This window comes from Streptomyces sp. NPDC005866 (genome assembly GCF_040629895.1).
Classification (GTDB): Bacteria; Actinomycetota; Actinomycetes; order Streptomycetales; family Streptomycetaceae; genus Streptomyces.
The window spans coordinates 128931-141543 of record NZ_JBEXWP010000026.1 but is presented as its reverse complement, the minus strand read 5'-3'; the positions used below and the strand labels follow the sequence as shown (position 1 = coordinate 141543).

12 protein-coding genes and 1 pseudogene are annotated in these 12613 nt (G+C 69.9%); 4 read left to right on the top strand and 9 right to left on the bottom strand.

The genetic code is table 11. From position 1 onward, the window contains the following. Nucleotides 1-121: 121 nt before the first annotated feature. A complete protein-coding gene (locus tag ABZ396_RS32015; protein WP_358926996.1) occupies nucleotides 122-673 on the bottom strand; it encodes an isochorismatase family protein in 552 nt (183 codons plus the stop codon). A 104-nt stretch (nucleotides 674-777) separates the two neighbouring features. On the opposite strand from ABZ396_RS32015, the gene ABZ396_RS32010 reads away from it, so the two are divergent. After that, nucleotides 778-1332 (top strand): GNAT family N-acetyltransferase, encoded by a 555-nt coding sequence (locus ABZ396_RS32010; RefSeq protein ID WP_358926997.1) that lies wholly within the window; start codon nucleotides 778-780, stop codon nucleotides 1330-1332. On the opposite strand, the gene ABZ396_RS32005 is transcribed toward ABZ396_RS32010, so the two are convergent. The 8 genes and pseudogenes from ABZ396_RS32005 to ABZ396_RS31970 all read right to left on the bottom strand — a co-directional run bounded on the left by ABZ396_RS32005 (nucleotide 1329) and on the right by ABZ396_RS31970 (nucleotide 9867). Then, on the bottom strand, nucleotides 1329-2831 hold the full coding sequence (locus ABZ396_RS32005) for a type VI secretion protein (protein WP_358926995.1): 1503 nt from the start codon (nucleotides 2829-2831) through the stop codon (nucleotides 1329-1331). The genes ABZ396_RS32010 and ABZ396_RS32005 overlap by 4 nt on opposite strands. A gap of 13 nt (nucleotides 2832-2844) precedes the next feature. Next, nucleotides 2845-4263 carry an ATP-binding protein gene (locus ABZ396_RS32000; protein ID WP_358926994.1) on the bottom strand — a complete coding sequence of 473 codons (1419 nt, stop codon included), beginning with the start codon at nucleotides 4261-4263 and terminating at the stop codon, nucleotides 2845-2847. Between the two features lie 14 nt (nucleotides 4264-4277). Further along, on the bottom strand, nucleotides 4278-5837 hold the full coding sequence (locus tag ABZ396_RS31995) for an SCO6880 family protein (RefSeq protein ID WP_358926993.1): 1560 nt from the start codon (nucleotides 5835-5837) through the stop codon (nucleotides 4278-4280). Next, nucleotides 5834-7186: a hypothetical protein gene (locus ABZ396_RS31990; protein WP_358926992.1), complete on the bottom strand. Its 1353-nt coding sequence runs from the start codon at nucleotides 7184-7186 to the stop codon at nucleotides 5834-5836. Before ABZ396_RS31990 ends, ABZ396_RS31995 begins: the two co-directional genes overlap by 4 nt. After that, entirely contained in the window at nucleotides 7176-8009 is an 834-nt protein-coding gene (locus ABZ396_RS31985) for a hypothetical protein (RefSeq protein ID WP_358926991.1), read from the bottom strand. Before ABZ396_RS31985 ends, ABZ396_RS31990 begins: the two co-directional genes overlap by 11 nt. A gap of 141 nt (nucleotides 8010-8150) precedes the next feature. Then, a complete protein-coding gene (locus tag ABZ396_RS31980) occupies nucleotides 8151-8459 on the bottom strand; it encodes a hypothetical protein (RefSeq protein ID WP_351328461.1) in 309 nt (102 codons plus the stop codon). A 359-nt stretch (nucleotides 8460-8818) separates the two neighbouring features. After that, a pseudogene (locus tag ABZ396_RS31975) lies at nucleotides 8819-9082 on the bottom strand (peptidase S8); the annotation flags it as partial. A 182-nt stretch (nucleotides 9083-9264) separates the two neighbouring features. After that, a complete protein-coding gene (locus ABZ396_RS31970) occupies nucleotides 9265-9867 on the bottom strand; it encodes a TetR/AcrR family transcriptional regulator (protein ID WP_358926990.1) in 603 nt (200 codons plus the stop codon). 90 nt (nucleotides 9868-9957) lie between these two features. Here ABZ396_RS31970 and ABZ396_RS31965 point away from each other — a divergent pair, with 90 nt between their 5' ends. The 3 genes from ABZ396_RS31965 (at nucleotide 9958) to ABZ396_RS31955 (ending at nucleotide 12582) form a co-directional block, all read left to right on the top strand. Then, the gene (locus ABZ396_RS31965) at nucleotides 9958-10866 is read left to right on the top strand and encodes an oxidoreductase (RefSeq protein WP_359186493.1); all 909 of its coding nucleotides are present in this window, start codon (nucleotides 9958-9960) and stop codon (nucleotides 10864-10866) included. 94 nt (nucleotides 10867-10960) lie between these two features. Beyond that, the gene (locus ABZ396_RS31960) at nucleotides 10961-11716 is read left to right on the top strand and encodes an SDR family oxidoreductase (protein ID WP_358918515.1); all 756 of its coding nucleotides are present in this window, start codon (nucleotides 10961-10963) and stop codon (nucleotides 11714-11716) included. Nucleotides 11717-11808: 92 nt separating this feature from the next. Further along, the gene (locus ABZ396_RS31955) at nucleotides 11809-12582 is read left to right on the top strand and encodes a trypsin-like peptidase domain-containing protein (RefSeq protein WP_358918517.1); all 774 of its coding nucleotides are present in this window, start codon (nucleotides 11809-11811) and stop codon (nucleotides 12580-12582) included. Nucleotides 12583-12613 lie beyond the last annotated feature (31 nt).

The following is a 12613-nucleotide window of genomic DNA, read 5'->3' as shown; positions in this document are numbered from 1 at the left end:
ATGGTACTGCAGGGGGGACCCTGTGGGAGAGTAGGACACCGCCGAACAAACATTGGGAAAGGCCCACGCCATGACGGCGTGGGCCTTTCTGCGTTAAGGGCTGTTTACGGGCATTGTCCGGCTAGAACGTCACGTCCGCTGTGTCGACCGTGCCGCTCTTTCGGCCGGGGGCCTCCTGCCACTGCCAGTAGAGGTTCGTGTGCGCGATGACCTGTTCCGGGGCCGGCGCGCCGTAAGCGGTGAGGTCCTCCGTGGTGTGGGCGTCGCCGACCAGCGTGGCGTCGTAACCGCGGACCATCGCGCCGTGCAGCGTGGAGCGGATGCAGGCGTCGGTCTGGGCGCCGGTGACGACCACGCGGCCCACGCCGTGTCCGGCCAGAACGGACTCCAGCTCGGTGTCCTCGAAGGAGTCACCGTAGCGCTTGTGGACGAGGGGCTCGGTGGCTTCCTCGCGGGTCAGTTCCGGGACGTACTGCCAAGGAGCGCTGTCCGGCTTCAGCTCGTTGCTGGAGTGCTGGATCCAGATCACCGGGACCGCCTCGGAACGGGCCTTGGTGATCAGGGTGTTGATGTTGGCGATGACCTCGTCGCGGTTGTGGGAGCTGTCCACCACCCCGTTCTGCACATCCACGATCAGCAGGGCGGTGTTCGGGCGGTTCTGGAGAGTCGTCATGGCGTCCACGGTAGGCGGAGGCACTGACAACGGGGCCTTGTGCGAGCGTCGTAAATGAGGTGAACGGGGCGGTTGGTGGCGGCTACCGTGACCGTATGAGTGCGATGACCAGCGGTGATTACGTTGTTCGTGCGATACGGCCCGATGAGTGGGAGGCGGTGAAGCGGTTTCGGCTCGAATCTCTGCGGGATCCGGTGGCGCCCATCGCGTTCCTGGACACGTACGAGGAGGACGTGGCCCGACCGGACTCCTTCTATCAGGAGCGGGCCGCGCGGTCGGCCGAGGAGCCGAGCAGTGCGCGGCAGTTCATCGCCGAAGCCGCGGACGGGGTGTGGGCCGGCAGCCTGACCGTGCTTGTCGAGGAAGCCGGGTCGACGGACTGGGCCGGAGCTCCGGTCGCTCGGCGCCAGGGGCATGTCGTCGGCGTGTATGTGCGGCCCGAACACCGTGGGGGCGGGCTGATCAAGGCGCTGTTCGACGCCGGTGTGGCTTGGGCCCGGGAACAGGGCGTCGAGCGCGTACGGCTGCTGGTGCACGAGGAGAACGCGCGGGCCCAGGGGGCGTACCGCAAGGCGGGGTTCGTGCCGAGCGGTGTACTCGTGCCGTTCTTCAAGGACGAGGCGGAGACCGAGGTGGAGTTCGTTCTGGAGTGGCCCTAGACCGGCAGTTCCCGGTGTGGCCAGCGGGAGCGGGCCTGTTCGTGGGAGCGGAGCAGGGCGAGGGTGGGCAGGCCCTGGTCGGTGCCGGTGGCGAGCAGGTCGGGGAGCTGGGGGAGCGGGGCCACGGCCGCCACGTCGTCCAGGACCAGGGTCAGTGGTGGGTCGAGCCGACCGGAGGATGACCGTTCGGCCATGCGCCGGCCGCGCTCGACCACGCTGGAGACAAGGGCCGTCAGGAGGGGCATCGCGCCTGGGTTGGTCCTGGGGTCCTCGATGGATTCACCGACCACATAAAGCGTGCCCCCTTCGGCCACGAAGGAATCCAGGGCGAGGGCATCGGATCGGTTGGGTGTGCAGGCCTCGCGGATGTTGACCGTGAAGAGGGCGGCGAGTGCCCGGGCCGTCAACTCCTGGGCGATGTCACGGCGTTCGGGATGGGAGGTGAGCGCGGCTTCGAGTTCGCCGGCCGCGCCGGAGGCGGCCTTCGGGTGGGTACGGAGGGTCCTTACGGCGTCCTGGACGCCCGTGCCCTGCGCCCAGCGGTGGACATGGCGGATCGTGCGGTTCTCCACGGCGGCTGCGTGGAGGTAGCTGCGCAGGAGCGTTTCGGCCGTGTCGGTGACCGCCTGGTCGATCTTGGCGGCGGGTTTCACGGGGGTGAGGAGTGCCTGGGCGCACAGGGCCGCTGTCTGCTTGTCCTCGCAGTGGGCCGTGGGGGACCAGTGGAAGCGGGCCGGGGTGTCGCAGAGGTGGTTCGGGTCGTAGAGGAGGACAGGGCCGAGTTTGGCCCGGGCGTCCTTGGTGTCCGACCAGAGGGCCGGGTTCGAGGTGACGACGAGGGCGGGGCCGGCTGCGTCCTGTACGGCTTGCGTCGCGGTGGTGTGGCGGGTTTCCCTGGGGGCGATGTGGATTCTCGCCCACCCGCCCGACGGTTCACCGTTGGCCGGGGCGTGCGCGTGGAAGCCGTCGGGGGCGGGGGTGTGGGCGCCGCCCGTGTACTCGACCCCAGTCAGCGGGACGCTCGCCTCCGGCAGGGCCGCCTCCGGGACGGTCGGTGCCTTTCGCGGCTCCGGTTGTGTGCGTGGCTCCGGGACCGCGGCCGTCGTAGACCCGAGCCGCTCCGCAGCCCGTCTTTTCCTCCCCGCGCGCCATCTCGCCACCGTCCCCATCACGAACACCGTCAGGACCAGCAGGACCATCAGCTGGCCGATGAACAGGCCCCAGAAAAGCCCCCACCCCGACAGCTGTGCCGCCGGGGTGCCCGGCCAGGCGCCCGCGATGTCGTGCGGTTCGCCGATGAGGTGGCGCATCGCCGGCGGGGTGTGGGACAGGTTGACGGTCGACGGCCAGAAGCCGTGGGAGAACCAGGCCGCCAGGCCCGTCGCCGTCCACACCAGTACCGTGATGCCGAGCAGGAACGCGAGTACGGCGATCAGCAGGCCGTCGGGAATGCCGCCGCCGCTGTGCTGTTCGCGCTCCTGCCGGGGGTCCGGTCTCACGATCGGGTCCTCCCTACGCCACCGTCGATTCCGAGTCACCGAGGTGCTGCTCCACGAAGGCCGCAGCGCGCTGCTCCGCCTCCAGCTCGGCGGCGCGCAGGGCGTCGTCGGCGGCGGCGAGCTGGTCGGCGGACGACTCGGTCATCGCGCGGTCCGTGAAGACGAGCGGGCGTTCCGTCTCGGTGACCAGGTGTTTGACCACTTGGACATTGCCGTTGACGTCCCAGACGGCGATGCCCGGGCTGAGGGTCGGGATGATCTCCACCGCCCAGCGTGGCAGGCCCAGCACTCGGCCGGTGGCTCGTGCCTCGTCCGCTTTCTGGGCGTAGATCGTCCGTGTCGACGCCATCTTCAGGATCGCCGCCGCTTCCTTCGCCGCCGCGCCGTCGACGACGTCGGAGAGATGGTGGACGACCGCGACGAAGGAGAGGCCGAGCCGTCGGCCGAACTTCAGCAGGCGCTGGAACAGCTGGGCCACGAACGGGCTGTTGATGATGTGCCAGGCCTCTTCCACGAGGAAGATGCGCTTCTTGCGGTCCGGGCGGATCCAGGTGTGCTCCAGCCACACGCCGACGATCGCCATCAGGATGGGCATGGCGATGGAGTTGCGGTCGATGTGGGAGAGGTCGAAGACGATGAGGGGGGCGTCGAGGTCGATGCCCACCGTCGTCGGGCCGTCGAACATGCCGCGTAGGTCACCGTCGACCAGGCGGTCCAGGACCAGGGCGACGTCCAGGCCCCACGCCCGTACGTCGTCTATGGCGACGTTCATCGCCTCCGCCGACTCCGGCTCGGGGTGTCGTAGCTGCTCGACGATGTCCATCAGGACCGGCTGGCGGTCGAGGATCGTCTCGTTGACGTACGAGTGGGCGACCTTCAGGGCGAAGCCCGAGCGTTCGTCGAGGCCGTGGCCCATCGCGACTTCGATGATGGTGCGGAGCAGCGCGAGCTGGCCGGTGGTGGTGATGGACGGGTCCAGCGGGTTCAGACGGATGCCGTGGTTCAGGGCCGCCGTCGGGTCGAGCCGGATGGGTGTTATCCCCAGCTCTTCCGCGATGAGGTTCCACTCGCCGACGCCGTCCTCGCCCTGGGCGTCCAGGACGACGACCTGGCGGTCGCGGAAGCGCAGTTGCCGCAGGACGTACGTCTTCTCCAGGGCCGACTTGCCGTTGCCGGACTCGCCGAGGACCAGCCAGTGCGGGGCGGGGAGTTGCTGGCCGTAGAGCTGGAAGGGGTCGTAGATGTAGCCCTTGCCGGAGTACACCTCGCGGCCGATGATCACGCCCGAGTCGCCCAGGCCGGGGGCGGCCGTGGGGAGGTAGACGGCCTGGGCCTGGCCCGTGGAGGTGCGGACCGGGGAGCGGGTCGTCTCGATCTTCCCGAACAGGAAGGACGTGAAGGCTTCGGTGAGGACGGACAGCGGGTCCCTCATCAGCGCATCAGCCTCTACCTTCGGATTCCGGTGGCGAAGGGCAGTGTGTTCACGAAGGCGCGGTGGTGCTCACGGTCGCACCACTCCAGTTTGAGGTACGACTTTCCGGCGGACGCCCTTATCGTGCGTTTGTCGCGGTTGAGGGCCTCGGGGGTGCGGGCGGAGACGGTGATGTAGCCGACCAGGTTGACGCCGGCCGCGCCGCTGGCCAGGTCCTCGCCGCGCTGGTCGAGGCGGTTGTGGGCGGCGATGTCGCGGGGGTCGACGGTCCGGTTCATCTTGGCGGCGCGGGACGCCTCGGCCTCGTCGTTGGTCTTCTCCGTGAGCATGCGTTCGATGGCGACCTCGGTGGGTTCGAGGTCCATGGTGACGGCGACCGTGCGGATGACGTCCGGGGTGTGGACGAGGAGGGGCGCGAGGAAGTTGACGCCGACGGGGGTCATCGGCCATTCCTTCACCCAGGCCGTGGCGTGGCACCAGGGCTCCCGGGTGCTCGACTCGCGGGTCTTCGCCTGGAGGAACGTCGGCTCCATGGCGTCCAGTTCGGCCGGCCAGGCGTTGCGCTGGGTCATCGCCTGGATGTGGTCGATGGGGTGGTCCGGGTCGTACATGGAGTGGATGAGGGAGGCGAGACGGCCCTGGCCGAGGGGCTGGCGGACCCGGATGTCCGCTTCCTGCAGGCGCGAGCAGATGTCGGTGAGCTCGCGGGCCATGACGACGGCGAGACCGGCGTCGCGGTCCAGCTTGCGGCCGGCCTGGGGGCGGACCGCGCGGGCCATCGCCTGGGCCTCGGCGGCCAGTTCGCGGGAGTAGTGCATACAGGCGACGAGGTATGCGCGGTGCTGTTCGCTGCTGGTGGAGACCATGGACTGGAGCTGGTCGTAGGAGCCGGTCAGCCAGTCGGGGGCCTTCTCGTCGCCGCGCTGGGAGACGTCCTTGGCGTGGGCGTCGGGGTCGGCGGGGAGGGTGCGGGCGAGCATCTGCAGGCGGGTGACGAAGCCGTCGCCGTTGGCCACGTGCTTGAGGAGGGTGCCGAAGCGGTCGACGAGGGCTTCCTGGTCCTCGGAGTCGCGCAGGCCGACGCCGGGGCCCTCGATCTCGATGGCGGCCGTGACCGTCTTGCGGTCGGCGTGCAGCAGTACGGCGATCTCGTCGGGGCCGAAGGGGGCGGCGAGCCAGGCGATACGGCCGATGCCGGGCGGGGGCCCGATCTCGACCTCACGGCCGTCGATCCGGGTGCCCGCCTCGGCGGCCGCGGAACGGTAGACCGTGCCGTTGCGCAGGGTGCGCTTGTAACTGCGGTTGATCTCGAACCACTTGTAGAACGTACGGCGCTTGTACGGCACGTAGACCGCGGCCAGCGCGAGCAGCGGGAAGCCCATGAGGAGCACGATCCGCAGGGACAGGACGGGGACGAGGAGCCCGCACATCATGCCGAGGAACGCGCCCGCGATGATCAGCACGATCTCGCCGGACTCGCGGTTCCGGCCGACGATCGCGTTCGGCCGGGCGCGGCCGATCAGATACGTACGGCGGGGCGTGAGCGGGTGGGACAGATGGGACTCGGTCGTCAACGCCCTTCACCTCCCGAGCTGTTGTTGCGGGTGTTGCCGGCGTGCGGGGTGTTCAGCGGGCTGGGCGCGCGGGGCGCGGGTGCGGCGGAGGGGACTGATCCGCCGCCACCACCGTTCGGGGTGCGTGTGCTGTGCGCGGCGACGCCGCCCGAGGCCGGGTTGGACGGGCGGGGACCGGAGGAGGCCGGGGCGGAGCCTCCGCCGCCGTTGTTGTCGGCGCGGGCGCTGTGCGTCCTGATGCCCTGGGCGACCAGGTTGGCGGGGCTGCTGATGACGGCGGCGGCCTTGCCCTCGGCGCCCTGCATGATGCGGTTGCTGCGGCCGGCCGCGATCTCGTCGCCGAAGCCGGGGACGAAGCGGTAGATCATCGCGCTGGCGAAGATGGCGAGCAGGATGATGGCGAGGCCGGATACGACGGCGGAGAAGGCGTCGGGGCCGCCGTCGGAGGACAGTGCGCCGGCGAGGCCGAGGACGATCACGATGACCGGCTTGACGAGGATGACGGCGATCATGATGCCGGCCCAGCGGCGGACGTGGCTCCACAGGTTCTTGTCGACGAGGCCGGCGTAGACGACGGTGCCGAGGAGGGCGCCGACATAGAGGAGGGCGGCCCTGATGACGAGCTCCAGCCAGAGGACGCCGGCGGCGAGGATGCTGACCAGGGAGACGACGATCAGCATGATCGGGCCGCCGCCGATGTCGTTGCCCTTGCTGAGGGCGCCGGAGAAGGTGCCGAAGAACGCGTCCGTCTGGTCGCCGGTGGTCTTCGCGAGGACCTCGCTGACGCCGTCGGTGGCCGATACGACGGTGTAGAGGATGAGGGGCGTGAAGGCGGACGCCAGCACCGTCAGCCAGAGGAAGCCGATGGCTTCGGAGATGGCGGTGGTGAGGGGGACTCCGCGTACGGCGCGCTTGGCCACGGCCAGCAGCCACAGGAGGAGGGTGAGGATCGTCGACGCGGCGAAGACGACGGCGTACTGCTGGAGGAACTTCTGGTTGGTGAAGTCGACGTTCGCGGTCGCCTTCACGGCCTCGCTGAGCTTGTCCACGGTCCAGGAGGCGGCCTTGGCACAGCCCTGGGCCAGGGAGGAGAGGGGGTCGAGGGTGGAGGTGAGGGGGTCGGTGGTGGAGCCGCCACCACTGTTACCGGGGCCGCTTTGGCAGAGCTGCAAGGACGGGCCGCTCATTCCCGCGCAGTTGCCGCCGCTCTCCGTGGGAGAGGGGCTCGCGGAAGGTGAGCCGGTCGGCGAGGGGGCCGCGAAGGCGCTGGTGGCCAGGAGGACGACGGAGGCCTGTACGGCGGCCACCAGGGCGGTGAGCTTGAGTGCGCGGTGCTGGCTAGCGGGCATAGGTGAACCCTCCGAACTCCTGGACCGCCTTGCTGATCTCGTCGGACCCGGACACGGGGTTGTCGCCGGTGACCGGGGTGGGGCCGGTCTTCTGGCTTGATTCCAGGACCTTCCAGTCGCCACCGCTCCAGTTGAGCTTCATGGTGACGGTGAACCAGTTGCTGGTCACGGGGTTGGTGGAGCCGTTGCCCGCGAGGCCGAACAGGCCGTTGCACCAGACCTCGACGGTGGCAGCGCTGTCGCCGTACGACGTGACCTTGGTGCCGACCGGCAGTGTGCGGCTGACGAACGTGCTGCCGGAGGGCGCGGTGCCCTCGGTGGTGAGGCCGGCCTTCTTGAGGAAGTCGGCAGAGTAGGCGGAGTCGAATCCGGACTGCTGACTGTTCATGGTGGTGGGATCGGCGACGGTCTGCACGATCGCATGCCGTTGGGCCGTGTTGAACATGCCGTCGGAGCCGAGCGCCGTCGAGTAGTTCGCCGCCGCGCTCTGCGCCCCCTGCGCACTGTGCGCGAACCCGGTGGGGATTCCGCCTCTGCTCTTCGTCTCCACCGGCTTGGTGCCGCTCGCCGCTGTTGACGAAGTCGTCGGCCGGCCACCGTTGCCGCTTGCGCCGGCCGTGGTCGACGACGGACTGTCGCCGCCGCCCCTGTTCGCGAAGGCGATTGCGGCGATGAGGAGGACAACCACGCCGACGACCGTGACCAGGCTTCTGGAGGAGGAGCGGCCGCTGCGGCGGGATGCGCCGCCGTACGGGTCGCTCTCGGGCAGGCGGGTGCGGGTGTGGCCCGTCTCCGGGTAGCCGGGCTCGTCTCCGAGGCTCATGCCGCGTACTCCCCCTCCACGTCGTACCGGAACGCGTAGCAGTACGACGGTAGCCGTGCTGGTTCCCGCGCGGGCGCGGTGTGGTGACTCGACATCAGGGAAACGCAACCTCGGAGCGGGGGAAAGGGAGGTGCAGAGTGGCTAGACGGCCATGCCGTACACGATGGTGAACAGGGTGCCGAGTGAGCCGATGATGAAGACTCCGGTCAGTCCGGCGATGATGAGGCCCTTGCCCTGCTCGGCACTGAAGGTGTCGCGGAGGGCCGTGGCGCCGATGCGCTGCTTGGCGGCACCCCAGACCGCGATGCCGAGGCAGAGCAGGATGGCGACGGCCATGACCACCTGGATCATCGTCTTCGCCTCGTTGCCCAGGCTGCCGAAGGGGCCCCAGTCCGGAGCGATCCCGCCGATGATGGTGTTGATGTCTCCCTTGTCGGCCGCATAGAACACGTAAGTCACCGCCCCTGGTGGGTAGTTCCGTTCGCCCCTGCCGGGTGCAGAGGTCACGCCTCATTCTCGCCGAAAACGTCGCCGGAGTATGTCGACTTGACGTCATCGATTGGCGGGTTTCGTACGAAGGGCCCGTACGGTCACTCTGTGTATCACGGCAGGTCACGCCGGGCAATGAGGCCTGAGCGGAACCTGTCGTGTGGTTCCGTCGTTGACCCCCTCTACGACCTGGCACGTTTTCTGGCGGCTGGCCGGGTGACGGGTCGAGACGATGTTCTCACGGTACTCATATGGAAACGGCCAGTGGGCCCCGGCATCGGCCGGGGCCCGCTGGCTTCCTGAGGGCGGATCAGGTGTGCTCAGCCCTTGAACGCCGTGACGCCCTCGGGGGTGCCCCAGCCGGTCGGGCCGTCGTAGCCGGACTTGGCGGTGCAGAAGTACGCCGTGGAGCAGGAGCCGTTGGTGCCGCTCGTCACGTCGTTGAGGGCGGAGGTGCCGGCGTAGCTGTAGGGGCACTTGGCCGGACAGGAGCCGCTGGACGGGGTGCCGGCCAGGGCGTAGACCGAGGCGATGATCGGCGAGGAGGCGCTGGTGCCGCCGTAGGTGTTCCAGCCGGTGCCGTCGGAAACAAGACGGGTTTCGGAATCCTGAATTCGGCGTTACTGAAGGCGGCCAGGGCTTACTGATCAATGGGCGCCGGATGGCCGGACGTTGGGGTGCGGTTGACCTGAGGCGTGGCCGGGCGGGGTCTCAATGTGCGTTGATCGGGCGTACCGAGCCGTCGAGGCGGATGGCTGAGCCGGTGTCAGCGGGGCTTGAGGCCGTGCAGCAGGAGGTGGACGTGTGTGTCCAGCCCGGCCAGGGCCTCGTCCTCCGGGAGTGTGCCGTTGGCGACCAGGGCGGCCAGGCCGTGGATGGCGGACGCGGCGACCAGGGTGAGGCGCTCCGGGTCGCCCTCGACGACCTCGCCGCGCTGCTGTGCGTCGGCGACCAACTGGACGAAGGAGCCCATGGAGAGCTCGGCCGCGGCGGCGAGCCGGCTGTCGATGTCCGGGTCGTGCTTGCGGGCGTACATCAGCTCCAGCAGCTCGGGGTTCTCCACGGTGAAGGTGAGATAGGCCCGGGCGAGCGCGCTGACGCGGGTTTCGAGGGGGGCGTCGGGCACGGCGGCCGAGATCAGGGTCTGGTTCAGCCGGTCGAATCCGCTGAGCGCGAGCGCGTCCAGCAGTGCCTGCTTGTCCTTGAAGTGCCGGCCGGGAGCCGCGTGGCTGACGCCGATGTCGCGGGCCAGTTCGCGCAGGGACAGGGCGGCGGCGCCCTTCTCGCGCAGTGTGCGCTCGGCGCTGCTGAGCAGGGCGGCGCGCAGGTCTCCGTGGTGGTAGGGGCGGCTTGGCGACATGCGGGCCATCGTAACCCGATGTAGTCACCATCAGCTTTGTAGTCATCGACACCATTGTTGTCGTTGACACCATTGTTGCCGACGTCTACATTGGCGGGCATGACTGAGAACCCTGGCAAATGGAATGTTTCCGATCTACCCGACCTGTCCGGCCGTACGGCCGTGATCACCGGCGCCAACAGCGGCATCGGCTTCCGGGCGGCACAGGCGCTGGCCGGCGCGGGCGCGCACGTGGTGTTCGCCGTACGGGACCCCGAGCGGGGCCGCGCGGCCGCGGCGAAGGTGTCCGGCAGCACGGAGGTGCGCCGCCTCGATCTGGCCGACCTCGCCTCGGTGCGGGCGTTCGCCGACGGCTGGCAGGGCCCGATCGACCTGCTGATCAACAACGCGGGCGTGATGATGCTGCCGGAGCGGCGTACCGAGGACGGCTTCGAGATGCAGTTCGGCACGAACCATCTCGGTCACTTCGCGCTGACGAACCTGCTGCTGCCCCATGTGACGGACCGGGTGGTGACCCTGGCGTCCAACGCGCACCGCATGGGCGACCGGCGCATCAACTTCGACGACGTCAACCTGACCCACGGATACAACCCCACCCGCGCCTACGCCCAGTCCAAGCTGGCGAACCTGCTCTTCACCCTGGAACTCCAGCGCCGTCTCACCGAGGCCGGCTCCCCCGTCCGCGCCCTCTCGGCCCACCCCGGCTGGGCGGCCACCAACCTGCAGAGCCACTCCGCCAATCCCGTGGTCCGGCTGGTCATGGGCCTCGGCAACGTGCTCGTCGCCCAGGACGACAAGGGCGGCGCCCTGCCCACGCTGTACGCGGCGACCCAGGATCTGCCGGGCGCGAGCTATACCGGCCCGGGCGGCCTGGGCGAGTGGCGGGGCGCGCCGACGCTGGTCGGCCGCGACAGGGCGGCGAGCGACCCGGCGGCGGCGCGCCGGCTGTGGACGCTGTCGGAGGAGCTGACGGGGGTGACCTGGGCACTCGGGGTCGGGGCCGTGTGACCGCCCAGGTGCTGGACGCCCGGCGGCCCTGCCGTCGTCCCCGGATACGGTGACCGGACACGACGGATGCGACGTCTTTCCGGGAGGTGGCGCGATGGACGCCGTGGACTTCACCCTCACCGGACGTACGGCCCTGGTGACCGGCTCCGTGCGGGGGCTGGGCCTGGAGATGGCGCGTGGCCTGGCGGGGGCCGGTGCGCGGGTGATCCTCAACGGGCGGGACGCGCAGACGCTGGAGGCGGCGGCCGGGCGCCTGCGCGAGGCCGGTCTGCACGTGACGGATGCCGCCTTCGACGTCACCGACCGCGAGGCCGCCGCGGAGACGGTGACCGCCCTCGGCGCGATCGGCATCCTGGTCAACAACGTCGGCCACCGCGACCGGCGCGGGGTCCACGAGATGACCCCGGACGAGCTGTCCGCCCTGCTCGACGTCCACCTGACCTCGGCGTACGCGCTGAGCCAGACGATCGCCCGAGGCCTGGCCGAGCGCGGCAACCCGGGCCGCATCATCAACGTCTCGTCGGTCGTCGGCCAACTCGGCCGTATCGGCGACGTCGCCTACGCCACGGCTAAGGCGGGCCTCGACGGCCTGACCCGGGCACTGGCGGCCGACCTGGGCCCGAGCGGCACGACGGTGAACTCGGTGGCACCGGGCACGTTCGCGACGGACGTCAACGCGGAGCCGGCGGAGGACCCGGAGTGGGAGCGATGGCTGCGGACGCGCACGGCACTGGGCCGCTGGGGCCGCCCGGCCGAGATCGCGGGCATCGTGGTGTTCCTGGCGAGCGACGCGGCGTCGTTCATGGGGCAGACGATCGCGGTGGACGGCGGGATGACGACGACATTCTGACCTGCGAGGGGTGTAGCGGGGGCGTGGTTCACAGATAAAACTCAGGGAAGCCGGGCACCGTTTCTCACCTTTGTGGGACACAGTGGGGCCTGATGAAGCGCACCTCACGCATCTCTTCCGTCTCACGCCGCGTCGCGCTCGGCGCGGCGGTCGTGCTCGCCGCCACCTCGGCCTCCGTGGCGGCCGCCGATGACGGGCCCGGGCCGTTCGCGGTGACCGCGGTGGTCGGTGCGACCGCGGAGAGCGCGAGAGTCGGGGCGCTGTTCAGCGCCGACGAGGCCGGCAGTCTGAGCGGCAACCACTTCTGCACCGCCTCCGTGGTGCACAGTCCGCAGCGGGATCTGATCGTCAGCGCCGCGCACTGCGTCGACGGGGACGACGGCGCCACGGGACTCGTCTTCGTGCCGGGATACCGCAACGGGCGGGCACCGTACGGGGTGTGGAAGGTGGGGAAGCGGTATCTGCCCGACGGGTGGGCGAAGGGGCAGGACGAGGACAGTGACGTCGCCTTCGCCGACGTGGACGAGCGGGGCGGCAAGCGGGTCGAGGAGGTCACCGGCGCCAACCGGTTCGCCAGCGGCGTGGCCACGGGGGCCACCGCCGTCACCGTCACCGGGTATCCCGACTCCCGTGACGTGCCCGTCAGTTGCACCAACAAGCCCGTCGCCCGCAGCGCCACGCAGCAGCGCATCGACTGCCCCGAGTTCACGGGGGGCACGAGCGGCAGTCCCTGGGTGAACGGGGGCCACGAGGTGGTCGGGGTGCTCGGCGGGCACGAGCAGGGCGGGTCGACCGCTGATACGTCGTACAGCGTGGTGCTCGGGACCGAGGCCGCCGAACTGTACAAGGACGCCGTGGCCGACTGAGACGGCGTCATGTGCGCCGTCCTCCTGTGAA

Bases quoted from the DNA above. Each gene is read 5' to 3' on its own strand.
- ABZ396_RS32015 (WP_358926996.1), bottom strand. From the start codon at position 673: ATGACGACTCTCCAGAACCGCCCGAACACCGCCCTGCTGATCGTGGAT.
- ABZ396_RS32010 (WP_358926997.1), top strand. From the start codon at position 778: ATGACCAGCGGTGATTACGTTGTTCGTGCGATACGGCCCGATGAGTGG.
- ABZ396_RS32000 (WP_358926994.1), bottom strand. From the start codon at position 4,263: ATGAGGGACCCGCTGTCCGTCCTCACCGAAGCCTTCACGTCCTTCCTG.
- ABZ396_RS31990 (WP_358926992.1), bottom strand. From the start codon at position 7,186: ATGCCCGCTAGCCAGCACCGCGCACTCAAGCTCACCGCCCTGGTGGCC.
- ABZ396_RS31985 (WP_358926991.1), bottom strand. From the start codon at position 8,009: ATGAGCCTCGGAGACGAGCCCGGCTACCCGGAGACGGGCCACACCCGC.
- ABZ396_RS31970 (WP_358926990.1), bottom strand. From the start codon at position 9,867: ATGGCCCGCATGTCGCCAAGCCGCCCCTACCACCACGGAGACCTGCGC.
- ABZ396_RS31965 (WP_359186493.1), top strand. From the start codon at position 9,958: ATGACTGAGAACCCTGGCAAATGGAATGTTTCCGATCTACCCGACCTG.
- ABZ396_RS31960 (WP_358918515.1), top strand. From the start codon at position 10,961: ATGGACGCCGTGGACTTCACCCTCACCGGACGTACGGCCCTGGTGACC.
- ABZ396_RS31955 (WP_358918517.1), top strand. From the start codon at position 11,809: ATGAAGCGCACCTCACGCATCTCTTCCGTCTCACGCCGCGTCGCGCTC.